Source organism: Bacillus sp. YC2, assembly GCF_019891195.1.
In the GTDB taxonomy this organism is placed as follows: Bacteria; Bacillota; Bacilli; order Bacillales; family Bacillaceae; genus Bacillus.
Genome location: NZ_JAHXDO010000001.1, coordinates 938,611 through 964,134 on the forward strand (window position 1 = coordinate 938,611; position 25,524 = coordinate 964,134).

At 38.5% G+C, this 25,524-nt stretch carries 25 protein-coding genes and 6 pseudogenes; 11 read left to right on the forward strand and 20 right to left on the reverse strand.

All coding sequences use genetic code 11. The features are described 5' to 3' along the window. Positions 1 to 72 precede the first annotated feature (72 nt). Both KY305_RS04660 and KY305_RS04665 read left to right on the forward strand, forming a co-directional pair. Positions 73 to 1,617: a glycoside hydrolase family 32 protein gene (locus KY305_RS04660; protein WP_223061545.1), complete on the forward strand. Its 1,545-nt coding sequence runs from the start codon at positions 73 to 75 to the stop codon at positions 1,615 to 1,617. An 88-nt stretch (positions 1,618 to 1,705) separates the two neighbouring features. Next, positions 1,706 to 2,368: a GntR family transcriptional regulator gene (locus KY305_RS04665; protein WP_223061546.1), complete on the forward strand. Its 663-nt coding sequence runs from the start codon at positions 1,706 to 1,708 to the stop codon at positions 2,366 to 2,368. 186 nt (positions 2,369 to 2,554) lie between these two features. On the opposite strand, the gene KY305_RS04670 is transcribed toward KY305_RS04665, so the two are convergent. Then, complete coding sequence (locus KY305_RS04670; RefSeq protein ID WP_223061547.1) at positions 2,555 to 3,070, reverse strand: DinB family protein; 516 nt, start codon at positions 3,068 to 3,070, stop codon at positions 2,555 to 2,557. 297 nt (positions 3,071 to 3,367) lie between these two features. On the opposite strand from KY305_RS04670, the gene KY305_RS04675 reads away from it, so the two are divergent. Both KY305_RS04675 and KY305_RS19905 read left to right on the forward strand, forming a co-directional pair. Beyond that, positions 3,368 to 4,243 carry a LysR family transcriptional regulator gene (locus KY305_RS04675; RefSeq protein ID WP_223061548.1) on the forward strand — a complete coding sequence of 292 codons (876 nt, stop codon included), beginning with the start codon at positions 3,368 to 3,370 and terminating at the stop codon, positions 4,241 to 4,243. Between the two features lie 312 nt (positions 4,244 to 4,555). Next, positions 4,556 to 4,684, forward strand: a pseudogene (locus tag KY305_RS19905) (lysine transporter LysE); the annotation flags it as partial. Between the two features lie 68 nt (positions 4,685 to 4,752). Here the strand turns inward: KY305_RS19905 and KY305_RS04680 are convergent. Genes KY305_RS04680 through KY305_RS04690 form a run of 3 tightly spaced genes read right to left on the reverse strand, consistent with a single transcriptional unit; the run spans position 4,753 to position 6,276 of the window. After that, entirely contained in the window at positions 4,753 to 5,124 is a 372-nt protein-coding gene (locus KY305_RS04680) for a DUF1304 domain-containing protein (RefSeq protein ID WP_223061549.1), read from the reverse strand. A 36-nt stretch (positions 5,125 to 5,160) separates the two neighbouring features. Then, complete coding sequence (locus tag KY305_RS04685) at positions 5,161 to 5,799, reverse strand: nitroreductase family protein (RefSeq protein ID WP_223061550.1); 639 nt, start codon at positions 5,797 to 5,799, stop codon at positions 5,161 to 5,163. Positions 5,800 to 5,814: 15 nt separating this feature from the next. Then, entirely contained in the window at positions 5,815 to 6,276 is a 462-nt protein-coding gene (locus KY305_RS04690; protein ID WP_262417550.1) for a MarR family winged helix-turn-helix transcriptional regulator, read from the reverse strand. Between the two features lie 208 nt (positions 6,277 to 6,484). Here KY305_RS04690 and KY305_RS04695 point away from each other — a divergent pair, with 208 nt between their 5' ends. Next, positions 6,485 to 7,387, forward strand: coding sequence for an alpha/beta hydrolase family protein (locus tag KY305_RS04695; RefSeq protein ID WP_223061552.1), 903 nt, complete (start codon positions 6,485 to 6,487; stop codon positions 7,385 to 7,387). 61 nt (positions 7,388 to 7,448) lie between these two features. On the opposite strand, the gene KY305_RS04700 is transcribed toward KY305_RS04695, so the two are convergent. Then, positions 7,449 to 8,327 (reverse strand): YitT family protein, encoded by an 879-nt coding sequence (locus KY305_RS04700; protein ID WP_223061553.1) that lies wholly within the window; start codon positions 8,325 to 8,327, stop codon positions 7,449 to 7,451. Between the two features lie 419 nt (positions 8,328 to 8,746). Here KY305_RS04700 and KY305_RS04705 point away from each other — a divergent pair, with 419 nt between their 5' ends. Together KY305_RS04705 and KY305_RS04710 are read left to right on the forward strand one after the other, a co-directional pair. Next, on the forward strand, positions 8,747 to 9,724 hold the full coding sequence (locus tag KY305_RS04705; RefSeq protein WP_223061554.1) for an HD domain-containing protein: 978 nt from the start codon (positions 8,747 to 8,749) through the stop codon (positions 9,722 to 9,724). Between the two features lie 231 nt (positions 9,725 to 9,955). After that, the gene (locus KY305_RS04710) at positions 9,956 to 10,294 is read left to right on the forward strand and encodes an MmcQ/YjbR family DNA-binding protein (protein ID WP_223061555.1); all 339 of its coding nucleotides are present in this window, start codon (positions 9,956 to 9,958) and stop codon (positions 10,292 to 10,294) included. A gap of 111 nt (positions 10,295 to 10,405) precedes the next feature. On the opposite strand, the gene KY305_RS04715 is transcribed toward KY305_RS04710, so the two are convergent. The 3 genes from KY305_RS04715 to KY305_RS04725 form a co-directional block, all read right to left on the reverse strand. Further along, on the reverse strand, positions 10,406 to 10,831 hold the full coding sequence (locus tag KY305_RS04715; RefSeq protein WP_223061556.1) for a MaoC family dehydratase: 426 nt from the start codon (positions 10,829 to 10,831) through the stop codon (positions 10,406 to 10,408). A 311-nt stretch (positions 10,832 to 11,142) separates the two neighbouring features. Continuing rightward, positions 11,143 to 13,743 (reverse strand): phosphoenolpyruvate synthase, encoded by a 2,601-nt coding sequence (gene ppsA / locus KY305_RS04720; RefSeq protein ID WP_223061557.1) that lies wholly within the window; start codon positions 13,741 to 13,743, stop codon positions 11,143 to 11,145. A 451-nt stretch (positions 13,744 to 14,194) separates the two neighbouring features. After that, positions 14,195 to 16,369, reverse strand: a complete 2,175-nt coding sequence (locus KY305_RS04725) for an anthranilate synthase component I (protein ID WP_223061558.1) — start codon at positions 16,367 to 16,369, stop codon at positions 14,195 to 14,197. Between the two features lie 335 nt (positions 16,370 to 16,704). On the opposite strand from KY305_RS04725, the gene KY305_RS19910 reads away from it, so the two are divergent. After that, on the forward strand, positions 16,705 to 16,884 hold the full coding sequence (locus tag KY305_RS19910) for a hypothetical protein (RefSeq protein ID WP_262417552.1): 180 nt from the start codon (positions 16,705 to 16,707) through the stop codon (positions 16,882 to 16,884). 67 nt (positions 16,885 to 16,951) lie between these two features. Here KY305_RS19910 and KY305_RS04730 read toward each other — a convergent pair whose 3' ends face one another. The 8 genes and pseudogenes from KY305_RS04730 to KY305_RS04765 form a co-directional block, all read right to left on the reverse strand. Then, the gene (locus KY305_RS04730) at positions 16,952 to 17,728 is read right to left on the reverse strand and encodes a sulfite exporter TauE/SafE family protein (RefSeq protein WP_223061559.1); all 777 of its coding nucleotides are present in this window, start codon (positions 17,726 to 17,728) and stop codon (positions 16,952 to 16,954) included. A gap of 61 nt (positions 17,729 to 17,789) precedes the next feature. Continuing rightward, positions 17,790 to 18,017, reverse strand: a complete 228-nt coding sequence (locus KY305_RS04735; RefSeq protein ID WP_223061560.1) for a sulfurtransferase TusA family protein — start codon at positions 18,015 to 18,017, stop codon at positions 17,790 to 17,792. A gap of 36 nt (positions 18,018 to 18,053) precedes the next feature. Then, positions 18,054 to 19,200: pseudogene (locus KY305_RS04740) on the reverse strand (MBL fold metallo-hydrolase). A gap of 19 nt (positions 19,201 to 19,219) precedes the next feature. Further along, a pseudogene (locus tag KY305_RS04745) lies at positions 19,220 to 19,613 on the reverse strand (DsrE/DsrF/DrsH-like family protein). A gap of 21 nt (positions 19,614 to 19,634) precedes the next feature. Then, on the reverse strand, positions 19,635 to 20,192 hold the full coding sequence (locus KY305_RS04750) for a sulfurtransferase TusA family protein (protein ID WP_223061562.1): 558 nt from the start codon (positions 20,190 to 20,192) through the stop codon (positions 19,635 to 19,637). Positions 20,193 to 20,255: 63 nt separating this feature from the next. Further along, on the reverse strand, positions 20,256 to 20,624 hold the full coding sequence (locus KY305_RS04755) for a rhodanese-like domain-containing protein (RefSeq protein ID WP_223061563.1): 369 nt from the start codon (positions 20,622 to 20,624) through the stop codon (positions 20,256 to 20,258). A gap of 35 nt (positions 20,625 to 20,659) precedes the next feature. Then, a complete protein-coding gene (locus KY305_RS04760; protein ID WP_223061564.1) occupies positions 20,660 to 21,142 on the reverse strand; it encodes a DsrE/DsrF/DrsH-like family protein in 483 nt (160 codons plus the stop codon). Between the two features lie 180 nt (positions 21,143 to 21,322). Beyond that, positions 21,323 to 21,583 carry a metal-sensitive transcriptional regulator gene (locus KY305_RS04765; protein WP_223061565.1) on the reverse strand — a complete coding sequence of 87 codons (261 nt, stop codon included), beginning with the start codon at positions 21,581 to 21,583 and terminating at the stop codon, positions 21,323 to 21,325. 301 nt (positions 21,584 to 21,884) lie between these two features. Between KY305_RS04765 and KY305_RS04770 the strand changes: the two are divergent. After that, positions 21,885 to 22,050, forward strand: a pseudogene (locus KY305_RS04770) (DUF255 domain-containing protein); the annotation flags it as partial. Positions 22,051 to 22,146: 96 nt separating this feature from the next. Here KY305_RS04770 and arsC read toward each other — a convergent pair. From arsC to arsR, 4 genes and pseudogenes are all read right to left on the reverse strand, one after another. Then, on the reverse strand, positions 22,147 to 22,569 hold the full coding sequence (gene arsC, locus KY305_RS04775) for an arsenate reductase (thioredoxin) (protein WP_223061566.1): 423 nt from the start codon (positions 22,567 to 22,569) through the stop codon (positions 22,147 to 22,149). Between the two features lie 14 nt (positions 22,570 to 22,583). Beyond that, a complete protein-coding gene (gene acr3, locus KY305_RS04780) occupies positions 22,584 to 23,624 on the reverse strand; it encodes an arsenite efflux transporter Acr3 (protein WP_223061567.1) in 1,041 nt (346 codons plus the stop codon). A 19-nt stretch (positions 23,625 to 23,643) separates the two neighbouring features. Further along, positions 23,644 to 24,071, reverse strand: a pseudogene (locus KY305_RS04785) (ArsI/CadI family heavy metal resistance metalloenzyme). Between the two features lie 55 nt (positions 24,072 to 24,126). Then, complete coding sequence (arsR, locus tag KY305_RS04790) at positions 24,127 to 24,444, reverse strand: arsenical resistance operon transcriptional regulator ArsR (RefSeq protein WP_223061640.1); 318 nt, start codon at positions 24,442 to 24,444, stop codon at positions 24,127 to 24,129. A gap of 391 nt (positions 24,445 to 24,835) precedes the next feature. Between arsR and KY305_RS04795 the strand changes: the two genes are divergently transcribed. Together KY305_RS04795 and KY305_RS04800 are read left to right on the forward strand one after the other, a co-directional pair. Next, positions 24,836 to 25,201: an NmrA family NAD(P)-binding protein gene (locus KY305_RS04795; RefSeq protein ID WP_316252432.1), complete on the forward strand. Its 366-nt coding sequence runs from the start codon at positions 24,836 to 24,838 to the stop codon at positions 25,199 to 25,201. Between the two features lie 149 nt (positions 25,202 to 25,350). Then, positions 25,351 to 25,515: pseudogene (locus KY305_RS04800) on the forward strand (DUF255 domain-containing protein); the annotation flags it as partial. Positions 25,516 to 25,524 lie beyond the last annotated feature (9 nt).

The following is a 25,524-nucleotide window of genomic DNA, read 5'->3' on the forward strand; positions in this document are numbered from 1 at the left end:
ATAAAGAAAAAAGAAAATGCCGATACTCCATTGGCATTTTCTTTTATTTCTCAACAAAGCGGTGAATGAATAATGGCACGAAAATGGTCCATTACAGCACTGGTGTTTTTGGGGGCATTCTTGCTTGTCGGCTTACTGCCGGACAAAGGCAATCACCCTTCAAAAACAAAACCAACTCAAGAGACGGACTACCGGGCGGCATACCATTTTACAACCCCGGACAAATGGAAAAACGATCCCCAAAAACCGATTTTTTTTGAGGGGAAATATCATTACTACTATCTTTATAACCGAGATTACCCGGACGGAAACGGCACAGAATGGCGGCATGCCGTATCAGAGGACTTGGTGCACTGGACAGATGAAGGTGTGGCCATTCCTAAATATACAAATCAAAACGGCGACATTTGGTCCGGTTCTGTCGTCATTGATAAAGACAACACGGCCGGTTTCGGCAAAAACGCGATTGTGGCAATTGTGACGCAGCCCTCCGCAAAAACAAAAAGCCAGGAGCAATATTTATGGTACAGCACGGATAAAGGAAAAACATTTACATCCTACAGTGATCAGCCGATTATGAAAAATCCGGGCACAAAGGATTTCCGGGATCCGAAAGTCATTTGGGATGAAAAGGACGGAAAATGGGTGATGGCCATGGCTGAAGGCGAGAAGATCGGCTTTTATGAATCTCCCGATTTAAAGGATTGGCATTATACAGGCGGCTTTGTTACACAGGAGATCGGCCTTGTTGAATGCCCCGACCTTTATATGATGCGGGCAGATGACGGGACGTACAAGTGGATTCTCGGCGCGAGCGCAAACGGCAAGCCGCAGGGCAAACCGAATACGTACGCCTATTGGACCGGAGACTTTGACGGAAAAGAATTTGCTGCTGATCAATCCGAACCGCAATGGCTGGATTACGGCTTTGACTGGTACGGCGGAGTCACATTCGAAGACGGCAAAAGCACAGATCCATTAACAAAGCGGTATGCGCTGGCATGGATGAACAATTGGGATTATCCAAATGAGACGCCGACCGAAAAGAACGGCTTTAACGGCACAGACTCCATCGTCCGTGAAATCCGCCTTCAGCACCAGGACGGCGGCTCATACAGCCTCATCTCAGAGCCCGTTGAAGCATTGAGTCAATTAACCTCTTCTACTGACAAAATAGAAGACATGACGGTGAACGGCTCTGAAACATTGCCAATTAAAGGCACCGCGTATCAGCTGGAGATGGATATGGCCTGGTCAGATTTCAAAAACGCGGGCGTAAGACTCAGAGAATCGGAAAACCAAAAGCGGCACATTGACGTTGGTATTTCAGCAGAAGACGGCTATGCTTATGTCAACAGAGCGTTTACAGATCAGCCCGACAAAAGCGGGACATATGCCGAAAGCAAAGCTCCCTTTGATGGAAACAAACGGCGCGTACATCTGAAAATCCTCGTGGACAAAACAAGCATTGAAGTCTTTGCGGACGATGGAAAAACCGTTTTTACAAATGAAGTCTTTCCGAAATCCAAGGACCAAGGAATCACCCTCTTTTCTGAAGGCGGTTCCGCCGAGTTTCAGAATATTGAGGTGAAGCACTTCGGCTCGATTCATTCATAGACATCACCTCTTCATTTCTTAACAGCCTTTGGACTGTGGTAAAATGCAAGTAATATATGCAGTATATTACGATTCATGAGGTGTTCAATTGAATAATCCAAAAAAAGAACCTGTGTTAAAAAGAACCATTATGCGGGACGAAGTGTACCATACACTCCGAAATTGGATCATATCGGGCAAGCTTAAGCCGGAAACGAAGTTAAAGGACAAGGAATTGTCGGAAACATTGGGTATCAGCCGCACTCCGATACGGGAAGCCTTATTGCGATTGGAAGATGACGGATTGGTCATAACAAAAGCAAACAGATGGACGCTGGTGGCTCCAATTGAATTAAAAGAAGCGGAAAACATCTATTCCATTGTCTGGACACTCGAAAGACTTGCTTTGGAAAAGGCCCTCCCGCATATGACCGCCGCAGTTATTCAAGAACTGAAACAGCTTAATGAAAATCTGCTTCAAACATTGAAAGAAGGCGACAAATTAGCCATTCTCGAAGCAGATAACGCTTTTCATCATCACATCATCCTGCAGGCGGGCAACCCTGAGCTTCACAAACTGCTTGTGAGCCTGAAAGTGAAAATACAGAGAATGGAAATTCGTTATTTCAGCGAAGATGATGCGTTGACCAGATCATATAACGAGCACTCAAACATCATCAGCGTGATCGAAAAACAAGATGCCGACGCTGCTTTAGAAGCAATTGAAGCGAATTGGAAAAACAGTTTAAAGCGTCTGCAAGAGATGTCTTAAAAACGTGCAAAAAAGCCAAATCACTCATATGATTTGGCTTTTTTTGCTGCTTATAATGACTCTGTTAACGCTGAAATTTGTATTTCTCATCACAAGCGCATTGCTGCTGAATGCACTGTGGGTTTATGAAAAGTGTATAAACCGCTTCGGATAAAAGAAAAAAGACAGTCGTAATGACTGTCTTCCTTACTCTTCCTTTGTTTTTACATATAAATAAACACCGTAATCTGTCGGAACAGAAGCATAGTCCATCTGTCGGAGCATCGCTGTTATATTGCCGCGGTGATACGTCCCGTGGTTCACAACATGGAGTACCATATCGGACACGGCGGTCTTCATGACGTCACCGGAAGGATGTTCTATCACAAGAGGCTGATTGATATTATCATCTTGCTGAAGGAACGATTTGTATCGGGCTGATAATTCCAAAAACATCGCTTCCATCTCTTCTATATCCTTGGACATGATTTCCTCTTTTCGCTCTTCCGCTGTCCTCAGCGTATCCTCCAGACGTTTGCCTGAAAACACGTCAATCCACCCTAAATCTGACAGATAGACATGAGCCAGTACACCGGCTATCGATGGAAACACACTTTCAACCTCTTGATGGTACACATCATTTGGAAGCTCTTTGAGCCGACTGAAGATTTGTTTATTTGCCCAGATATGATAGTCATACAGCTGTAATGCGAGATGCCCCACATAACCCTCTCCTTCCTATTAAACAAACGTATGTTCCCTAATTATACCACGTTACTTCCTGTTTTGTACGGTTTTCTTCATTAGCAAAAAAAGAAAGGGTTATTTCGTTAAAAGCCGGAGTCCCTGTTTGAATATATGTCATCTGGTTCTCAACCATCCAGCTTTTTTGCAGATTATAACAATGAACAGCCTCGGGTCTGTTTATTGTTATACTAGCACCGATCCCTTATGATGTATAATGCATTATATAAATATTTACAATGCCTATGTGTCATACGAAAGAAAGAGGTGATGTTCTTGGAGTGGGAACAGCTTGAATATTTTCAGACACTTGCGCAAACCGAGCATGTAACGAAAGCCGCACAGCTTTTATCAATATCGCAGCCTGCCCTTTCCCGTTCTATTGCACGATTAGAAAACCACTTAGGAGCTCCGCTATTTGATCGGCAAGGCCGTTCGATTAAGTTAAACAAGTACGGGAATATGTTTTTAAGACGGGTTCAAGCTATGATGAAAGAGTTTAGTGATGGGAAAGAGGAAATTCAGGCACTTTTACAGCCGAATCAAGGAGAAGTGTCGCTCGGATTTTTACATACACTTGGGACGGCCCTGGTTCCGGATGTTATCAAAACATTTCAGCAAAAATACCCCGGAATTGACATTACATTAAGACAAAATCATTCTTATTGGCTTCTTGATCAGCTTAAAGAAGGCGAACTGGACCTCTGCCTCCTCGCATCCATCAAACCTGAAAAGTCTATTCGATGGGTACAATTATGGAGCGAAGAACTCTTTTTATATGTACCAAAAGGGCACCGATTGGCCAGTTATGAAAGTATCACATTAAATGAAATCGCAGAGGAGCCTTTTATTTTATTGAAAAAAGGCTATGCCCTTCGAATCACGATAGATGAACTGTTTGATCAGGCAGGAATTCACCCGAACATTATGTTTGAAAGCGAAGAGGCTGCAACCGCAGCCGGTTTTACAGCCTCTGGTCTCGGTATTTCTATCCTGCCTGATTTAAAAGGCCTGGATCAAAGCAACCTCTCAAAAATACGTATCAGCTGGCCAACATGTCAGCGCATCATTGGTGTTGCTTGGATAGAAGGGAGATTTTTGTCACCTGTTGCTGAAAAATTCAAGCAGCATGTTATCGAACATTTCAGCTGAGGACACCGCCTCACAATACGATAAATGACAAATCTTGATAGACACAAAAACAAGCCGACGCTCGTGAGCCTCGGCTTTATAAAGAATCTCATTTTCAGTATTCACAAAATATACCCATAAACTATCACGAGCACCAAACGACTCAAGAACAAGTGACACAAAAGTTTTGCTGCCGGCAGCTGCCATTTTTTCTTTTTCACTAACATATGAGAATAAAGCCGATCGAAGCTCTCAGAGTGATGAAGGATTTTCAGTTTACATCCACTTCTTCTTTCACCGTTACATAGGGTAAAACAGAAAAACCGAGTCCGCTGGTCAGCTTTACTGCTATGGGCAGGGTTCGGTTCTGTTTTTAAAAATCTCTTCAAGAAACTCGATAAAGCCTTTCGAATTGTGATGTGTTTGCTGCTCATCTATTCTGCGGTGATCATTTTTCTGTAATCGTGAAAATGAAAAAAGAGGGCTTCCCTTTTAGAAGCCCTCCTCAACTATGATCCTTTACGATATGTCTACATCACCAATAAAAGGGAAACCAGAGCCAAAATAGCCGGAAGACCTTGTTTCACAATAATTGATTTATTGGATGTAAATCCTCCGAAAATGGCTGCTATGACCACACAAATGATGAAAAACAATTGAATCATATGGCCAATCGGAGCAGCTCCGAGGATAAGCCCCCAAATGAGTCCGGCAGCCAGAAATCCATTATACAGTCCCTGATTTGCAAACATGACGGCTACATTCGGGTCTCCTTCTAAATGCTTCGGCAATTTAAAAGACCGTTTTGCTGCCTTTGAATTGATAAAAAACATTTCAAGTATCATAATAAATACATGCTCCAAAGCGACAACTCCAACTAAAACAGCTGCAACGATTTCCATCGGTTCTCTCCTTTCGGTCCCCTCACCTCAGAAAGTTTATTTCCATTGCGCGATTTTTTCAATAGGGAGACGGTAGGATGCATATCCTTCGTCTGCCGCTTTTCCGATCGACAGAAGCATAACCGGTACATAACGCTCTTTTTCCAGCCCGAAGACGTCAGCGATGTTTTCTTTGTCATAGCCGCCGATCGGGTTTGTATCGTAGCCGTGCGCGCGCGCCGTAAGCATCAGCTGCATGGAAACGAGACCCCCATCGATCAGGATTGTCTCACGGTTCACTTGTGCCGGAAGTTTTTCAAAATGTGCTGTCAGCGCAGTTATTTGTCTGTCTTTTACTTCCTGCGGCATGTAGCCCAGTTCTACCGCTTTTGAATAAATTTCTTCTAAATAGTCAGCATTGTTCATATCTGCAAATACTGCGATAACGGCAGATGATGTGCTGACTTGTGTTTGATTAAAGCTGGCGAGCTTCGCTAGCTTTTCTTTGCCTTCCGGGCTGTCGATGACCAGAAAACGCCATGGCTGCGCATTGACTGAAGAAGGTGCTGTAGTTGCTTCCTCCAGTATTTCAGTCATCTCTTCTTTGCTGATTTTTACCGTTGGATCATAGTTCCGAATGGAACGTCGTCCTTTCATAATCTCCATAAAATCATTCGTTTTTAATGCAGTTTCCATGTGTAAAACACTCCTCTATGCCTTAATATTTTCTATATTTTTTTGCATCTGTGACAGTACATTTTTCAACATACTTCGTTCTTCTTTACTGATACCTTCCAGCATTTCCTTTATGAAACGCTCCTTTTCTTTTTTGGAAGACTCGATTCTCTCCCGTCCCTGCCCGGTCAGGCGGACAAGTATGATACGGTTGTCCTCAGGCTTCCGTCTTCTTGCTACCATTCCTTTTGCTTCAAGCTGTTTCAAGTGCCTTGTGACGGCTGCGCTATCGATATTAACCTTTTTTTGAAGATCGCTTTGACTGATTTCCTCAACGTGAAAGAGCACTGCGAGCAGCTCAAGGCGAGATTGACTGATACCGGTGCACGCTTCAAATTTCGTACCAATCACTTTATGCAAACATTGCAGCTGATATAAAATCTCAGCTTCTTGTGAACAACATGTTGCCACAACCCATCCCCACTTTCTTATGCGCAATTAATTGACTAGTCAATGTTTGATATATCAATAATATACACCCAGCTTTATTTTTTGGCAAGTATTTTTATTTCATTCGTGTTTTTATTTCCATTCCACTCATAAATATAGTGACAAATTTTAGATCAGTGAGTTCAAGAATAAAGTGGTATATTACTTATCATAACGTTCGATACATTTGAGTTAGATTTTCCGATGGGAGAAGGAGATGAAGGAATTGAAAAATAGAGAAAATGCGCAGTTCTCTGCAGGTTTTGAGTTTATGCATATAAAACATGATCACGATGAGATCACTATTCCAACGATGATGATGTATCCTGCACACACTGAAGAAAAAGCAGAACAAATAGGGCCTTATCAGTTAAAAATAGCGAAAGATGCTCCTCTTGCGAATGGAACATTTCCGCTGGTGATCATTTCTCACGGTGACGGAAGCACTCCGTTTGCTTATCGAACCATCGCTCAGTTTCTTGCACGTAATGGATTCATAGCAGTCATACCTCAACATCCTTTTAATAACCGAGAAGATAATACCTTATCAGGGACTGAAGAAAATCTAAGGAACCGCCCTCAGCAGATATACACAGTGATAGACTGGATAGTAAAGAAGAGCAGATATTCGTCATCTATTAAATCAAATGCCATTTGCCTGATCGGCCATTCAATGGGGGGATATACTGCACTGGCGATAGCAGGGGGAGTTCCCACATCTTTTCCGCATGAATCATCAGATCATAAGCCTCACGAGTTACATATTGTACATGACGACCGTGTTCAATCAATCATCCTTTTAGCTCCGGCAGCCGGATGGTTCAGAGAAAAAGGAGCGCTGCAAAAAGCAGATATTCCTATCTTCATGATAACAGGAGAAAAGGATACCATCACCCCTTCTTTTCATGCTGAGTTTGTATTAAAAGGAATCTTCGATCAAAATAAAATTCACCATAAAGTGGTGAAAAACGGGGGACATTTCTCATTTCTCAGCCCCTTTCCCGATCATATGCAAAATGAGGCATTTCCTCCTTCACAAGATCCGGTTGGGTTTAATCGGGAGGAGTACCATAAAGAATTACAAGCAGATATCCTGGATTTCTTACACCGCACTCTTTAAAAGATAAAGAGCCACCGTTTAAAACGGTAACTCTCATTTTCATTATAAGTTGTGTTTTTTTCTAATGATTATTAAGTTTTCTAAAATTACTGCCTTTCACTTCAGCTACGTCATATACGGTAACAAAGGCATGCTTATCAATATCATTAATAATTTCCTTTAGTTTGGTTTCTTCTAAACGGTTGATGACACATGTGATTTCTTTAAATTTCTCGTTGGAAAACCCGCCGTAAGCTTCTTTATAGGTGGCGCCTCGGCCTAATTCATCACGTATTGTCTCAACCATTAATTCAGGCTGTGTTGTAATGATTTGAAAGGTTTTAGAACCGCTTAACCCTTCCTCAACAACATGAATGACTTTGGACGCAATGTAGTAAGCAATAACTGAAAGCAACGCCCCTTGTAAGCCGAATACAACAGAAACAAAAATAAACACAAAAATGTTTAGAAATAGAATGAGGTCGCTCGTTCCAAACGGTAATTTTCGGGATAGCAGCACGGCAAGCATATCAATTCCATCTAATGCGCCGCCATTGCGCAATGCCAACCCCATTCCCAATCCAAGGATAATCCCGCCAACAACGGTTATTAACAAGGTATCGCCCTCTATGATAGCTGGAGTGTGGTGAAAAAAACTTGTACCGGCGGCGAGTGATGCGATTCCGATAATAGATAATAACGCAAAGCTTTTCCCAATTTGCTTATATCCTAACCAGACAAACGGAATGTTTATCACTGCGATCAAGATCCCTAGCGGCAAATGAAATAGTTGTGAACCGACAATGCTAAGACCGGTCACTCCTCCATCAGATACACTGTTTGGAATCAATACTGTTTCTAATCCATATGCCGCTATAATCCCGCCGATAATGACCATGATGACTTGTACGATCTTTTTCACTTTAAATTTCTTATGTTTTTGCTTTTCGATTGAATTCATATCATTCCTCGTTTCAAATATTTTGTCTTATTTAAATATACCATAATAGATATTTTCAGTTAAAAACATGCTTTTATTAGATAAGTTTTTCTCACACTCTGATATTGGATTTTAGGCCATGCTGTATAAAAGGATTGGAACCGAGGAATGGCAGATCTTAAAGATAAGTTAACCATTTATGGCTTTGAACATTCAAATGTCAGTTAAGACCTATGTCTCTCTGCAAAAGGAGGAAAACACTTCTGAATCTCTTGAATCGCCGACAATCAAAACCCGGGGAGAAGAGCAAAGCGCGGAAATAAGTCTGTTCCTATCAGCAATCGGCTATTCGACTTGTCACTGGCGGCGTATTTGTTCGATTACCCAAAGGCTTAGACCATCAAGTTAGTGCAATTAGTGCATAAAGGAGCGTAAAGTAAATGAAGATAATAGATAATATTTATGGTGATTATTTAATAGATGGCATTCTTGAAGAACTTATTTTCAGTAATCCAGTACAAAGACTAAAAGGTGTTTACCAAGGAGGAGCAAGTTATTTTGTTAATGAAAAGTGGAATGTAACAAGGTATGAACATTCCATAGGCGTAATGCTCCTAATAAAAAAACTGGGCGGTTCTTTAGAAGAACAAATCGCAGGATTACTTCACGATGTATCGCATACTGCATTTTCACACGTTATTGATTTTGTGTTTGAAAATAAAAATGAGGATTATCACGAAAACATTTATCATCAAATCATAACTGATTCAGAAATCCCTCGTATTCTTAGTAAATACGGATATGATTATAAAAACATTCTATCAGACAACTCTCATTGGAATTTGCTCGAACAACCAGCTCCTGAGTTATGCGTTGACAGGATAGATTATACCTTGAGAGATATGTATCGTTACGAAAACATCACAATAGAAGAAGTCGATATTTTCTTAGATAATCTTATGGTTAAAGAAGGAAAAATACACCTAAAGGATATAAAAACTGCTGAATGGTTTGTAAGAACTTATTATAAAGAGGTTATTGATTTCTTTATGAACCCTCTTAATATTTATGGTTATGATTTCTTGGCTAAGACTTTAAAAATCGCCTTGGATAAAAAAATAATTAACATAAATACACTGCTCGGAACAGATGAAGAAGTAATGGACCTCTTACGTTCATCCAGCGATATAGATGTTAAAAAACTTTTAAATCGCATACATCGAAATGTAATTGTTAAAGAAGATAAGATCGGATATCATCTGCATCGTAAAAATAAAGTGAGGCTTATTGACCCATCTGTATTCTATGATGACAAACTTATACCTTCTTCTGCATTATCAATTGAAATTAAAAAGATGAACGAAAACGCTAAGAGGAAAGCCGAGGAAGGTATGTATGTCAAAATAATTTCAAACTAATTTGCTTCTTGAACTTTAAAAGGGTAAAGGGACTGCAAATAAGAAGTCCGATATGAAAAAAAACAATAAAATTCAACACAGCCAAATGGAAAAGGGAAGAAAAAGAGTGATGCTTAGATTTTCTTGATAACAATCGTCTCTCTTTTTTTCATTAGTAATTTTCAAATCCACAATGAATCATTGGCTCATTTGTCTTTATCATTAATTGTAAAGAATGGAGGCGGCCTATTTATGACTAAGGATGAAATAATCGATTACTGTCTGACTTATCCAGACACCTATAAAGACTATCCTTTTGGTGAAGGGTGGACAGCGATGCGTCACAATGGCAATAAAAAGTTGTTTGCGCTTATCTTTAATCTTAATGGTCATCTATGCGTCAACCTTAAATGCCAACCTGAGCATGCCAATTTTCTGCGTGGCATTTTTAAAGAGGTGAGGCCTGGGTATCATATGAATAAAGACCACTGGAATACCATTATTTTAGATGGCAGCCTCTCGAAAGAGGCCCTTGAGGATATGGTGCAACATAGCTTCAAATTGACAGAGCCAAAGAAGTCACATCGCTAACATCTATTTCAAAACGATAAACTAAAGGTATTAATGGACGATTTCCAGTGACTTCCCATAGTACAGAATAAATAAAACAGGAACTCTATTAAGTTCCTGTTTGTAAATAGTTTATCGTTTAATTAATACTGATAACTCACCTTCAAATACTTTTTCCTCTTTATGATTATAGGTAGAAAACGATACAGTAAGTATCCCCGTTTGACTTTTATTTGGTTTTTTATCAATAACCTTTACAATAGTGCTCAGTTTATCATTGGGATATACGGGTGCTAGGAATTTTATATTATTCATTCCTGTTCCAGCAATAATATCGTCTTCATGACACCCTTCTTCAATCCAGAGCTTAAAAGTAATCGCTAACGTTTGTATTCCAGAAGCAATGATCCCATTAAATTTGCCTCTTTTTGCTTTCTCTTCATCTAAATGCATGTATTGCGGGTCATATTCTTCTGCAAAATTCATTACATTCTCTTTAGTTAATTCAAAAGATTTAGTTCGAAAAACCTGTCCAATAGTAAATTCATCTAACTTCACAAATACACCTCCGTGAATACAATCTTCATAACCCATCCCACATAACATTTTAACATACCTTAAGGAATCCCCTTTGCTTTGACGGCACGTTCGCAAAAGGAACCAATAATGAAAGGCTGATATATTAAAAAAACGTTTAAAAGATTTATGGAATCCTCATTTTCTGTCTGTGTCGCTGTACAACCGCGCTCTTTAACAGAAAACTAGGATTCAATGTCTCAACAGACATTCATATCTGCCTTCAGTTATTGTCCCTTAAATGTCCTAGTGACAGGGTTCTTACCATAACCGCAAAGCACTGATGTCATGAATTATAGTATTTCTATATACCCTTCTGCTCCATTCACCCTGATCCTTTGTCCATCCTTGATCAGCTTCGTAGCATTCTCCACACCTACAACTGCCGGTAAGCCATATTCACGGGCGATAACTGCTCCATGGGTCATCAGTCCGCCAACTTCGGTGATTAGACCTTTTATGGATACAAACAATGGGGTCCAGCTAGGATCAGTAAAGGAGGTGACTAATATATCTCCATCTTCCAGAACAGCATCTTCCATGTTTAAGATGACACGTGCTCGTCCCTCTATCACTCCGGAAGAAACAGGAAGCCCTGCAATAGCTTCGGCTGGGAGATTTTCTCGTTTGTACTCACCTGCAATGATTTCACCGTCTGACGTGATCACACGTGGCGGAGTTAGTTTTTCATATAATTTGTACTCGTCTTTTCGTTTGCTGATGATCTGGTCATCCAGTTTATTTGTGCGTAGGGCTTCGTGAAGTTCTTCAAAAGTGAGATAGAATATATCTTCTTTGTCATGAATAACTCCCGCTTGAACGAGTTGTTCAGCTTCTTTCAGCAAAGCCTGCTTATAAACAAAGTAGCGATTAATCATACCGTATTTTGGATATTCCCGATAGCCTATGAAATTCCGGACCAGGTCGATCATTCGTTTTGTTTCTTTAGCCTTTTGTTCACCATCCGGTAATTGCTTCAATTGATCTAATATTTCTTGTTCTTTTTTCAAAGCAACACGCCGCCCTTGCTCAAATTTCCGCTGGCTGGCATTAGGCGGAAAGTTTTTGATATTACCAAGAATCATCGGGACAAGTGTAATTGGTTTTTCACTCCAACGAGTTCTCGTAATATCGATTTCCCCGGCACATCTCATTCCGTATTTGTTCAGATAAGCATAGATAGCGTCCTGGGTTTTTTGCCCGCCTTCAAACGTAACCAGTTCATCCAAAAAGGTATCATCTTTTACGTGTTGTAAATACTCAATTACTTCTGGATACGGACGAATCACATCTGCGACATCCAAAAGCGCAAGACCCATTTCCGAAGTAATATTGTTGGGTACAGATAGAGAAAGCGTGTCTGCTGCGTTTTTTTCACCTAACCACTTGTTCATTTTTTCATTGATCCATAATGAAGCGTTCATAGCAACCCGAATCACGCCCGAACTTTGCGGGTTAAATAAAATCTTCTTTAATTCCTGGATATCTTCTAGAATAAAATCAATTACATCGGCTCCTGATTTCGTCTGGATGTTTTGTTTTAACTCTTCAATGGATGTTTGACTGCGTTTAATCAAATCAGAAACGATTGATGGATTGTTTTCAATTTGTGCCGGTATATCTGTATTGCCTCTAGCGGGACTCGGTGCTTTATTATCAATTGGCAACGATTTTATAAAATCTCCTCGCTCAATAATGTTCATAAGTGCGCCTTTCATGAGCGGATCATGTTGTCCCATGGCATTTAATAAACTGTTTCTGCTGACAGGTGAAGCCAGTTGATGTGTGACATCAACAAACAACCTTCCGCCGGCTTTACACATGGGTGCATTAGTTGTTAACAGGAATAAAGACAATCCCAATGGTTTCATGGGGTCAGTCATCATTTGTTGATGACCGACAGATATATAGACGTGATTTTCTTGATCATTTGCTTCGGGAATGGGGTATAAAGTCGTGATTGGTCGACTTTGGACAATATAAAATGTATCATCAGCCAAACACCATTCGATATCTTGCGGACAGCCAAAATACGCCTCAAGCTTTCTGCCAATCCCTTCAAGCTCTAACACTTGCTCATCTGACAGGGTCGATAGATTCTGCTGATCCGGCTCAATTTGCTTTTCCTCCGTCCCGCCTTCTTTTCGAGCATATACAGCCAGCTTTTTGCTGGAAATCTTCTTCTCTACAATCCTGCCTTCCCGCACTTGATAGTTGTCCGCAGACACTAAGCCAGAGACAAGTGCCTCACCCAGCCCAAAGCTGGCATCGATCGACAGCACTTTGCGGTTTGAGGTAACTGGATCAGCTGTAAACAGTATTCCGGAAGCTTGCGGGAAAATCATCCTTTGAATAACAACAGACAGATAAACCTTGCGATGATCAAATCCGTTTTTCATTCGATAAATCACAGCACGGTCAGTAAATAGTGAAGCCCAGCACTTACTAATATGTTGTAAAATTGCATCTTTCCCTTTGATGTTTAGATAGGTATCCTGTTGACCTGCAAAGGAGGCAAATGGAAGATCCTCGGCTGTAGCACTTGAACGAACGGCATATGAATGCTCGAAGCCAAAAGCTAAGAGACATCGATCGATCTCTTCTTCGATCCCCTTGTCGATCCCGATCCCCTCAATCAGCTCACGAATCTGCCTGCTAATTTCACTGATTTTTTCTCGTTCGTCCACTTTTTGAACTGCCAGTTGATCCAGCAATTGATGAAACTCCTCATTTTTCCCAATGACTCTTTTATATGCATCAGTGGTAACACAAAATCCTTCTGGCACAAGTATTCCTTCAATCCTCGAACATTCGCCCAAATTCATCCCTTTGCCGCCGACCGCCATTTGTCTCGTTTTATCGATCTCCCGAAACTCCAGTACATATGGTTTCATTTCGTTCCCTCCCATTTATCGCTCTCCACTCGTTCTTGCTCCATGTTCACATCAAAACACTCCTTTTTTTTAAAAATAGGGGTTGACTGAAAAGGATTTTATGTTGTATAATTAAAATAGGGACTTTATACACAAAAATCCAATAATAGTGTATCTATATCAATTTATCACAGTTTTTCTTTTTTATCAATGTTTTTACAAGACCATAATTGTTGCGAATTCAAAGGAAGAAAAACCACATTTCTCAAATAAATGACTCACAAAACATGATACCCAATCATTTAGTGCAACTTCAGGAACATAAGAATTTTTACCTTATTATCGGACAACAAGGTTTAAAATGGAATTATTTGAAATATTCATCGATTAATGTAATAAGATGTTTATAATGATGGATAACCCCATACTTCGAAAAAGCCTCCCTAGCATTTAGGGAGGCTTTGGTTCTTCTCTATTTAATATAATGAATAACGTTTTTTATAATTGTCAAACCTACTTGATCATGGGCTGACATTATGGATTCGGGATGGAATTGAATGGCTGCGATAGGAAGATTTCTATGTTCGATCGCCATCACAACCCCTTCTTCAGATATAGCTGTCACTCGAAGATCTTCAGATATTGATTGAGCAAAAATTGAGTGATAAAGACCTGCTTCAAATTGACGGGGCACCCCTTCAAAGATTTTGGAGGTTCCCTTTAGATGTATACTCCTCTTTCTGCCGTGCCTTGGTTCTTCTAACACGTCAAGTGATCCCCCGAAGTATTCAACAATCGCTTGAAGTCCTAAACAAACACCGAATATAGGAATATGTTTGCTTATACATAAATGAATTGTTTCGCTCGTCATAAATTCTGAAGGAAGCCCTGGACCAGGTGAAAGAAAGACTAAATCAAAATTCTTTTCTTTTAAAACTTCAAGAGCATATTTGTGTCGCATCGTGATCACTTCCGCTCCAAACTGCCTTAAATAATTAGCCAGTGTATGAACAAATGAATCCTCATGATCAACCAGAAGAATTCTTTTGGAGGAAAGGACTTTGTTTTCTGGACACTTTTCACCTCCTGCTCCTCTTATATCCCCTCTAATCGCATTCTTTAGAGCTTGTGCCTTTAATTGTGTTTCTTTTTCCTCCTCTTCTGGAATAGAATCGTACAATAAAGTGGCACCCACCCTGATTTCTGCCTGATTTTCCTGTATGTATATCGTTCTAAGTGTCAGACCGGTATTGATATCCCCATTAAAAGAAATGTGTCCAACTGCCCCTCCATACCATTTACGGGGTGCTTCTTCATGCTGTTCAATCCATTTCGCCGCAGCCCTTTTAGGAGCTCCTGTAATTGTTACTGCCCACATATGTGTGATAAAGGCATCAAGGGAATCAAAATCAGGTTTTAACTGCCCTTCTATATGATCCACTGTATGAATCAAGTGAGAATAGATCTCAGGCTGTCTTCTGCCAATGACCTTGACTGTCCCGGGCACACAAATTCTCGATTTATCATTTCGATCCACATCCGTACACATGGTAAGCTCGGACTCATCCTTTTTAGAATTCAGCAACTTTAGGATTTGCTCCGCATCTTCTAGTGCATTACTACCACGCTTTATTGTGCCTGAAATCGGGCAGGTTTCTACCCTTTTCCCTTCGACACGGACATACATTTCAGGCGACGAGCCAACTAGATATTCTCCACCCAAATTAATAATAAACCCGTAAGGACTCGGATTAATTTGCTGTAGCCTCATAAAAACATCAGACGGTTGATCTGTACACTTTTCATAAAAGCATTGCGTCGGTACAACTTCGAATAAATCGCCTTTTTTAAAAGACTGAGTGGCAGTTCGGACCAAATCAGCATATTTCCCATCGACATACGCTTTTGGTTTGATTTTCGAAGCTGGTTGTTCATCTTGAAAATACAATTGATCACGTGCCAATTCATTTGTGTTGTACGTTTTATACGAAAATTCATATTGCAATCGATAAGCTGTTGACAGCCTGTGATCGACTATTAAAATTTCGTCAGGTATATACAGCAGCAAGTCATTTTGGTTTTCATTTCGTGTATGCTTTTGTTCTATAGGGTCAAATTGAAATATAAGATCATAACCAAACGCACCATAAAAACCAAGGAAGGAATCCTCCTGGGAAAAAAACAAATTCATTATATACTTTATTAAGGTAAAAATAGACGGTTGCTTACTCCTAATTTCCTCAGAAAAGATACTTTCTGAAGCAGTAATCTTCCCGTTTATTTCAATGTCTTTTTCTAAAGTGATACAGACTCCCTCGAAACTGGACAGATGGTCATTTAAATACTGTAAAAGTAATTTCCCTCGGTTATTTAAAGCTCGTATTTTAAATGAATCCTTGAACGAACTTAACTCAATCGGTGGATTGACAAAGCCCATATCCCAACGCGAGTAACGGCCTGGGTACTCATAACTGCTTGAGAATAAAGCCCCTTTTTTCGAATCAATACCTTTTACGACGGTTTCAACTTGCTTGGCTGCCGCTGTAGGATCAAGCAATTTCTGAGTCCTGATGATTTGCAACCCATTTTTCGTGAAATATTGCTTTTGTCCGTTTTCTGATGCTGTAAAATCTTTAAGAATGCTCATGTCTAGTTCCTCCTTTAAAATTTACAGGAGAAAACTGAGCTATACATTATAAGGGTTTCCTTACTCTACTCAGCTATCCTGTCTCTGCTAATCTAAACTTGGCTATTCTGTAAATAATTTTAAATAATTTATTTCAATATTGCAAATTTAATTAAAATTAGTTTTTTTGTAATATTGACTGAAAATATTAGGTTATTTTATATTTGACACAAGAATTACCAATTAGTTAGATTAAGAAGAGATGAGTTGAGTAAGGGGAGATATTTGATGAATTTGAATTTAAACCTTTTGTTAGTTGATGTATATCCTTTGTTTGGTTACGGAATCGCTCGCCATTGAAGTTATGGCATTTTTTATTTTCTGAACGCTGTCCTACATGCAAAAAAACATTAAACGCCACTAAATCAAATGCTTTTCATGGTACTATCATTAAAACTTGCCCCAATCGTCATTATCAAAAAGAATTTCATCCAGCACTTGAAACATTTATTGAATGTGATCAAGCACAGAAATAAGAAAGGCCAACGGTTAGTGAACTTGTTGGCCTTTCTTTTAAATCTTGATGTGAAAAAGCTAATTTTCTCATAGAAAATCCAGCCAAATTTTAATAGCTGCCGCTGAAATTAATAGAGCTAAAATCCATTGCAAGAATCTTGTGTTTACTTTTTGTCCAACTTTTACACCTATAGGGGAAGCAATTAAACTAGCAGCAATAAGAACTAGTGCTGGAACAAAAAGCACCTGACCTGTGGCCAATTTTCCAATCGTTGCTCCAATAGATGAAAGAAAAGTAATGGCAAGAGAAGAAGCAATAGTGATTCTTACGGGAATATTTAAAATAGACAACATAATAGGAACTAGGATAAAAGCGCCCCCAGCTCCTAAAATGCCTGATATTCCGCCAATGATAAAGGCTAAAGAAGAAGCTAACCATTTATTAAATATAATTTCTTTGCCTTCTATATGTTCTTGTCCTTTTTTAGGAATAAACATTAAAATAACAGCTATAATGGCTAGAATTCCGTATATAAAATTTATTCCTTTTTCAGGTATGAGATGAGAAAAGTAACTTCCCAATACACTCCCACTAAGGATGCTACTTCCCATATAAACGATTAATGCTTTGTTTAAAAAGCCACTATTACGATAAGCCCAAACACCGCCAATTGTCGCAAAGAAAACTTGAATAGCCCCAATCCCTGAAACTTCATGGGGAGTTAGAGACATCACTCCCACCAAAGGAGGAATGTACAGTAACATTGGATAATTAATAACAGATCCTCCAATACCGATCATTCCGGAGATAAAAGAACCAATAAATCCTATGATGAAAAGAGTTATCATAAAGGCAATATCCATTCGGGTTTCCTCCTTTTCAAAGGAAAAGGGTATCTTTTTATTCGATACCCTGTCACATTAATTATCCTTTTTTAATCCAGAATTTCAGTACATCGTCTTCTTCAGTTTGCTCTAAAAGGTCATGCCCGCCTGATTCAGACCAAGCAGCGAGATCACTTTTAGCTCCCTTATCTGTTGCATGCACTTCTAAAATTTGACCTGATTCTAATTCATTCATAGCTTTTTTTGTTCTGACGATTGGCATTGGACATGCCAGTCCTTTGGCATCTAATACTTTATCTGATTTCATGTTCATCTCTCCTCTGTTGTTTAATAAAACCTTGTGTTACCGAATTGCACAACGGTTTGGCCCAATCTCCATTTCGCGCTGTTTTTCTTCATCAGGGTTGATTTTCCCCATATTTGTTTCACGAATCTCTTGATATGCATTGGGTTGCGGAGGCAAATGATCTGTCACTAGGTGTCTGAATTCTGTTTCGTCCGTAATGTTCAAACCATGATTCTCGGTAAATAATGTACTTAGTTTTTTACCGACACTTCCATCCTCATTTAGCTCATCAATGATCATAAAGTGTGCCGGTAATACAATTAAATCCTTTGATAGCGCTTTGTAACGGCTATAAAGAGTTTTTCGTAAATCTCCTGCCCAATCTTCTGCCATACCAGCTAAATCCGGTCTCCCTATTGAATCGATAAACAAAATATCACCTGAAAGAAGATACTGATCATCGACAATGAAAGAAGTGGAGCCAATGGTATGTCCAGGGGAATAAATCGGTTGAATTCTAATCTTTGTATTTCCAATGATAATATCATTTCCTTCTTCCAACGGCTGATAATCAAAAATCACTTCTTCAGCATCTTTCGGCGGTAACCAGTAGGTTGCTTTTGTTTTTTCAGCAATTACTCTGCCGCCTGAAATATGGTCTGCGTGAAGATGTGTATCAAATACGTGAGTAATCGTTGCACCTTTCTCCTTAGCAAAATCTATAAACACTTCTGCCATACGTGCAGCATCTATTATCGCTGCTTCCTCATTGGATAATATCATATATGATAGGCAACCTTTTCCGATTCGAACAAATTGATACAGCTCACCTCCATCTTTTAAATCCCCGACTTTTACCGGCTCTAAATGTTCACTCCATGCTTTCATCCCACCTTTAAGATAGAATACAGAAAGACCTGCTTCAGAAAGCATTTCGGATACCATGACGGATGAACCTTCTTTTGCGCATACGACTAGCACTTCTTTGTCAGAAGGAATTTTCTCCAAGATATCTTCTACGCCATCTAAAAGATCGAAATATGGTACATTCAGATGGTCAAAATAATGCCCTTCAATCTTCCAATCGCTAAAATCATTTTCATTACGTACATCCAGAATAAATAAAGGTTCTTTGTTAAAGATTTTTTGTGTCACTTCTTTTGCGGTAAGTGCCTGTACGGTCATGTTTAAATACCTCCTGTATTGAATCTTTTTCAGCAGTACTAAAATGTTAAGGATATATCAGCATCTTTAGCAAAATCTAAAAAGGTAACAGCCCCGCCTACTTCAATTCCTTCTGCAAAATCATCTTTTGTTAAACCCATAACGTCCATCGTCATTTGACAACCAATAAATTTAACACCCATTTCTTGCGCCATTTCAATCAGTTCAGGAATAGAGGGCACATTTGCTTTCTTAAATCCTTCCGCAAAGTGTTCTTTTCCTTTCGGCATTTCTAAAGCTAAAATGTGCTTGCTTATGGATCAGATTTAATCCCTCGAATGTAAAGAAGATGGATACTTCTTGATCACTTGCTGCTGCAGTCGCAATATTAAAAACTTTATAAGCATCGAATAGACCACCATTTGCCGCAATAATTGCTACTCTTGTACTCATGTGTTCATCATCCTTTTTTATTTATTCTGTTTTGCCTGTCCAATCACGCATACCTGGAACAACATTAATTAACTTTTTAAACCCTTGTTTTTTCATGGTTTGGGCTGCCATTTCACTTCTTCTTCCCGAATGGCAGATGATATAAATTTCATCATCTTTGTTTAATTCATTAGAGCGCTTTTCTACTTCACCAAGAGAGATGTGAACAACACCCGGAATATGAGCTTCTTCATACTCCTCTACCTCGCGGACATCTAAAATATTAAGAGGCTCGTCACTTTCCACTTTCTGTTTGAAAGCTTCTAATGAAATCTCAGGAATTGAAGATGCCCTTTCTGATGAATGCTCTCCTCCTTTTCGAAGAAAATGACGAAGGACTTCTCCCTCTGTTTCAGTACCTAGATATTCATGGCCTGTACTTTTTGCCCATGCTTGCAGATCTGCCGTAGAACCATTATCTGTCGCTTGAATTTCTAATACTTCACCAGCTTTTAAATCCTTCATTCTCTTCTTCGTTTTTACAATAGGCATTGGACATGCCAAGCCTTTAGCGTCTAATACGATATTTGCTTTCACCATTTTTCCTCCTTCTCATATAGGGGCGGGGGTATATAAATATACAAAAAGTTACTTTCTAGAGTGTTAATGCCATGTATTCATGCCACCTTTTATATTTGTGATATTTATAAATCCTTGTTTCTTCAATACTTTACTTGCCTTCAAACTCCTCATACCACTTTGACAGATAACAAAAACTTCTTTGTCTTTCGAAAGCTGATTAGTTTGACGAGCCAAGTTAGACAAGGGAATATTTTTGAACCCTTTCATATGCCTTGTACGAAACTCATAAGGTGATCGTACGTCTATAAACTGTTTGTCTTTATTTTTCATTACTGACTTTAAATCAGCAGTTGTTATTTGTTTAACACCTTTCATTGGTAAAAAACGTCGAAATACAACCCAAAGTATAAATAAAATGAGTAAGGTATTGATAATTACACCACTATCCATAGTGTTGACTAACCTCCCTTCATTCAATGGATACATTAAATAAATAAGTTGACACTGGCTTCTTCAGCATCTGCTAAATAAGCTGCTACACCAGCATAGTCGATATCATCTAATAATTCTTTTTCCTGTAAACCAAGAAGATCCATTGTCATCGTACAAGCTACGAGCTTTACCCCCTGTTCTTGAGCCATCTCAATTAACTGAGGTAATGTTAGTGCATTATGTTTTTTAATAACATTTTTAATCATTTTAGGGCCCATACCTGCAAAGTTCATTTTAGATAAGCCCAAATTATCAGCACCGCGAGGCATCATCTTTCCAAACACTTTTTCAAGAAACCCTTTTTTCACTGGAACCAGCTCTTCTTTACGCAAAGCGTTTAATCCCCAAAAAGTATGGAAGATAGTCACTTCATGATCGTAGGCAGCTGCACCATTTGCAATAATATAAGCTGCCATTGCTTTATCATAATCTCCACTAAATAAAACAATTGTTGTGCGTTTTGTTTGTTCTTTCATATTTCTCCTCCTAAACAAATTACCCCCCGGGGTATATCAAAAGGCAAAAAAAAAAAAAAAAAAAAAAAAAAAAAAAAAAAAAAAAAAAAAAAAAAAAAAATAAAATCCTATATACATATACCTGTACGGGTATATTACAACACATATAAAAATTCGTCAACCTAATAGGCTGATGAATTTTTATCGGCTTTTTACCAATAAGTCGACAGCTTCTTTTACTAAATCCTCTGTATCTTTTCCCTGTTTCAAGCTTTCGCGAACACAATGTTCGAGATTTGTACTGACAATAACACCCAATGCTCGGTCGATAGCATTCCGTGATGCTGCCAATTGAGTCACAACATCTCTACAATCTTTTCCTTGCTCCATCATTGTCAATACACCTTTAATTTGCCCTTCTATCCGGCGTAGACGATTTTTAATCTTTTGATCATACTCCATGCGCAGGACTCCTTCTTTGAAATTTATATATTTACATGTTATCAACTATCAATTCATACTATGCACTTTAACACACTACATTATTAACGATATATTGTTTATGAATCAATAATATACCCTCGTGGGTATATTGTCAATTTTCAGAGCTAGGTAAGTACATGAGAATCATTATAAAGAGTTAATATAATTAGTCCCACCTCTTATACGTTACTTCCAACTCTCAGTATATAATTGATTCCTGGTATATTAATTAAAGTAAAGACAATACGGATAAAAAATTAAATAGAAGGAAGGGGATCTCATACCTACTAATTATAAACCCAATAGATTAATCGCGAGAAGTCTCCATATTTACTTCAACATGCTCATAATCCCGTGATTGGTATCCTTGGGAAGAAGAAGCCTTCGAGAAAGCAAAACGCGAAAACAAGCCGGTTCTGGTCAGCATCGGCTATTCGACATGTCACTAGTGTCATGTCTGTTAGAATAACCATCAAAAATTCACATCTTCTTTATGTTGATAAAAATAATAGCCGAGAGATTCCCCCACGGCTATTAAAATTCTATTCACCTGTTTCAGCAAATCGTTTTATGCGTTCTCCAATTTCATCACGGACTCGTTGGAAGGTGTTCCATTTTTGCTTTTCGGTTCCTTTTGCTTTTGCAGGATCATCAAAACCCCAATGGTCTCTTTTAACATGTGGCGGAGTCATGGGGCATTTATCTGCCGCATCACCGCATAATGTGACGACAAAATCAGCATTGTTTAGAATGTTAGGATTAATAATATCCGATGTTTGATTAGATACATCAATACCTATTTCCTTCATAGCTTTAACAGCATTAGGATTTAATCCATGTGCTTCTATTCCAGCGCTGTAAACTTCCCACACATCACCCAAATACCGTTTAGCCCATCCTTCAGCCATCTGGCTTCGGCAAGAGTTTCCTGTACAAAGGAAGTAAATAATTTTTTTATTCTTCATATATGATTCTCCCTTTACATGGAGTGATTTTGAAAGTATTTTCGTTGAAACCACAAAGCAACATTAACAAGTGCAATCATAACAGGTACTTCTACAAGCGGACCAATTACGGCGGCAAATGCTGCACCTGAATGAATTCCAAATACACCCACAGCTACAGCAATCGCTAATTCAAAGTTGTTGCTTCCTGCTGTAAAAGCTAATGTAGTGGTGACAGCGTAGTTTGCTCCAATTTTCTTTCCTAAAAAGAAGGAAACAAAGAACATCAAAACAAAGTAAATCAATAATGGAATCGCAACTCGAATAACATCTAACGGCAAGCTGACGATTACATCACCTTTCAAAGAAAACATGACGATAATTGTAAATAGCAAAGCAATTAATGTAATTGGACTAATTTTAGGAATGAACACTTTTTCATACCATTCTTTTCCCTTCACTTTTACAAAAATATAACGTGTCAGCATTCCGGCAATAAAAGGAACTCCAAGGTAAATGAATACAGATTTTGCGACTTCCGACATCGTTATATTAACGATAGCTCCTTCAATTCCTAACCATTGTGGAATAACCGTCACAAATACATAAGCATAAATTGAAAAGAAAAGCATTTGGAAGATTGAATTAAAAGCAACTAACCCTGCCGCATATTCCGTATCACCTTTTGATAAGTCATTCCAAACAATAACCATCGCAATACAGCGAGCTAATCCAATCATAATAAGTCCAATCATATACTCCGGTTTATCTGGCAAAAAGATGATAGCCAAAACAAACATCAGGATCGGCCCGATAATCCAGTTTTGCACTAATGACAAAATTAACACTTTAATATCTTTAAATACCCGCCCAATTTCTTCATAACGAACTTTTGCTAAAGGAGGATACATCATTAGTATTAAACCAATAGCTAAAGGAATGGATGTAGTTCCGACTTGTAACTTGTTTAATCCACCAACAAAACCCGGAAATATAAAACCTAATCCTATTCCTAATGCCATCGCTAGAAAAATCCAGAGGGTTAAATAGCGATCTAGCAAAGATAAACGTTTCATCTAATCCTCACCTTTCATATTAACAGCATGAGTTCGTTGTATTTTCACTTGGTGTTACACAACAAGAGGAGGAATTTTGTTTTTGAAAATCACTATTTGATTTGGTAAAGAAAAATTCCCATTCATTCCCGTCAGGATCAGTAATCCAAAATTTATCTTGGACTGCATAACAACAAGTCGTATCCATTTCTTCACGCGCAAAAAACCCTTCTTTTTCAAGCCTTTCCTTGTGGTTCAAGAACCATCTACTTGGAATCCAAAGTGATTCACTTGATTTCCCTTTACTTCATCACAAGCATTTAAAGTGAAGTTTAATCCAGGAGTTTCTAATAAAAATTTTGCATAGTCCGTTTTTACTTTTACAGGCTTTACTCCAAAGACCTTTTGATAAAAATCGATCGATTTCTTCAAATTGACAACATTAATCCCTACATGAACAAATTTCATAATAATTCCCCCTCTTATCTATTAATCAAAAAAATTTGATTTAATGATTAACAGTTTAACAACAATCTCCTTCACCTTTTTTTCTAAATACACAACAAAGTTCTTCAGATAATAAATGATTTACCTCATTGTCATTTAAATCATAATAGCTCCATGTTCCCTTTGTTTCTTTCATAATTAAGTTGGCATCTAATAAAATTTTAAGATGATAAGAGAGTTTAGATTGTGTCATCTCAAAGATTTCAGTCAGATCGCAAACACAGGTTTTTCCCCTTTGACAAAGTTCATACATGATCTCTAATCGTTTCTGATCAGAAAGAGCTTTGAATTTTTGTTCATATCTTCGAAGTAATTCTGATTTCGTCTCATTCATCATATCGCCCTCTTTAATCAAATTTTTTTGATGTATTGATTATACTCAGGATTTTTTAATAAATGCAACGAAATAAATCAATTTTTTTTGATTAATTATTAAAACCCCTAAAAACTTGTGTAACCATTTTTTTAATATCTTCATTACATCAAGGTTACCACTTGTATTTGGTGCCGCACCATTTTTTTAAAGTTATTTTGACACGAAAAAACACAATAAATGGAAAATGATTAACATCTTCCACTTTCCGCTCATAATAGAAAGGGTCTAGTTAAAGGCTTCATACCCTTGGAATTCCTCATTGCTTTTGGTCATTCTATACTCTAAGTACCTTACAAAAAAGTGCATACTTTATCCTATGTAAATTCTAGAGCAAATAGGGGGCTTTAAAATAAGGAAGCGCTGTTGCAAGAAAAGCTTTAAAACAAGGATTTCAAGTTCGTATTTAGTTAGAGATATAAACTCTTCTAAAGTTCAGGCACTTATTCATACCGGCACGGAAGCTGTTGAGGGCAATATTAATGATCTGGCTTCTTTGGAAAAAACCATGAAAAATGCAGATGCAGTATTTTCTATAACACTTCCTGCCAAACCAGGAACGGATAGTGAGCGACAACAAGGGTTTTCATTAATTAAGAGCACATTAAAAAGTGGCGTCCAACAGTTTATTCACACCTTTGTTGCTCGTGCAGGTACACATACTGAATTTCCAAGATGGGGATCACATCATTTGCTTGAAAAATATTGGACGTATTAACCTACTGAAAAACAATAGCACACGAAAATCTCATCACAAGACAAAAGATGGGGTTTTTTCGTCCTTATAAGTAAATCATTTAAATTTTGCATTTGTTTAGAAGTACTGTGGTAACCTAAATGTAAATAAAACTGAAAGAAGGTGATCCCATGCCCACTAACAAACCCAATAGTTTAATCGCTGAGAAGTCGCCATATCTACTTCAACATGCCCACAACCCGGTAAACTGGCACCCCTGGGGAGAAGAAGCCTTCGAGAAAGCAAAGCGCGAAAACAAGCCGGTTCTTGTCAGCATCGGCTATTCGACTTGTCACTGATAGCAC

Coding starts and splice junctions, on each gene's coding strand:
- KY305_RS04685 (WP_223061550.1), bottom strand. CDS start 5,799: ATGGAAACTGCATTAAAAACGAATGATTTTATGGAGATTATGAAAGGA.
- KY305_RS04660 (WP_223061545.1), top strand. CDS start 73: ATGGCACGAAAATGGTCCATTACAGCACTGGTGTTTTTGGGGGCATTC.
- KY305_RS04760 (WP_223061564.1), bottom strand. CDS start 21,142: ATGAAAGAACAAACAAAACGCACAACAATTGTTTTATTTAGTGGAGAT.
- acr3 (WP_223061567.1), bottom strand. CDS start 23,624: ATGAAACGTTTATCTTTGCTAGATCGCTATTTAACCCTCTGGATTTTT.
- KY305_RS04705 (WP_223061554.1), top strand. CDS start 8,747: ATGAAGATAATAGATAATATTTATGGTGATTATTTAATAGATGGCATT.
- KY305_RS04735 (WP_223061560.1), bottom strand. CDS start 18,017: ATGAAATCAGATAAAGTATTAGATGCCAAAGGACTGGCATGTCCAATG.
- KY305_RS04755 (WP_223061563.1), bottom strand. CDS start 20,624: ATGGATAGTGGTGTAATTATCAATACCTTACTCATTTTATTTATACTT.
- KY305_RS04725 (WP_223061558.1), bottom strand. CDS start 16,369: ATGAGCATTCTTAAAGATTTTACAGCATCAGAAAACGGACAAAAGCAA.
- arsC (WP_223061566.1), bottom strand. CDS start 22,569: ATGAAGAATAAAAAAATTATTTACTTCCTTTGTACAGGAAACTCTTGC.
- KY305_RS04680 (WP_223061549.1), bottom strand. CDS start 5,124: ATGGAAATCGTTGCAGCTGTTTTAGTTGGAGTTGTCGCTTTGGAGCAT.
- arsR (WP_223061640.1), bottom strand. CDS start 24,444: ATGAATGAGACGAAATCAGAATTACTTCGAAGATATGAACAAAAATTC.
- KY305_RS04750 (WP_223061562.1), bottom strand. CDS start 20,192: ATGGTGAAAGCAAATATCGTATTAGACGCTAAAGGCTTGGCATGTCCA.
- KY305_RS04710 (WP_223061555.1), top strand. CDS start 9,956: ATGACTAAGGATGAAATAATCGATTACTGTCTGACTTATCCAGACACC.
- KY305_RS04730 (WP_223061559.1), bottom strand. CDS start 17,728: ATGGATATTGCCTTTATGATAACTCTTTTCATCATAGGATTTATTGGT.
- ppsA (WP_223061557.1), bottom strand. CDS start 13,743: ATGAAACCATATGTACTGGAGTTTCGGGAGATCGATAAAACGAGACAA.
- KY305_RS04695 (WP_223061552.1), top strand. CDS start 6,485: ATGAAGGAATTGAAAAATAGAGAAAATGCGCAGTTCTCTGCAGGTTTT.
- KY305_RS04765 (WP_223061565.1), bottom strand. CDS start 21,583: ATGGAGTATGATCAAAAGATTAAAAATCGTCTACGCCGGATAGAAGGG.
- KY305_RS04700 (WP_223061553.1), bottom strand. CDS start 8,327: ATGAATTCAATCGAAAAGCAAAAACATAAGAAATTTAAAGTGAAAAAG.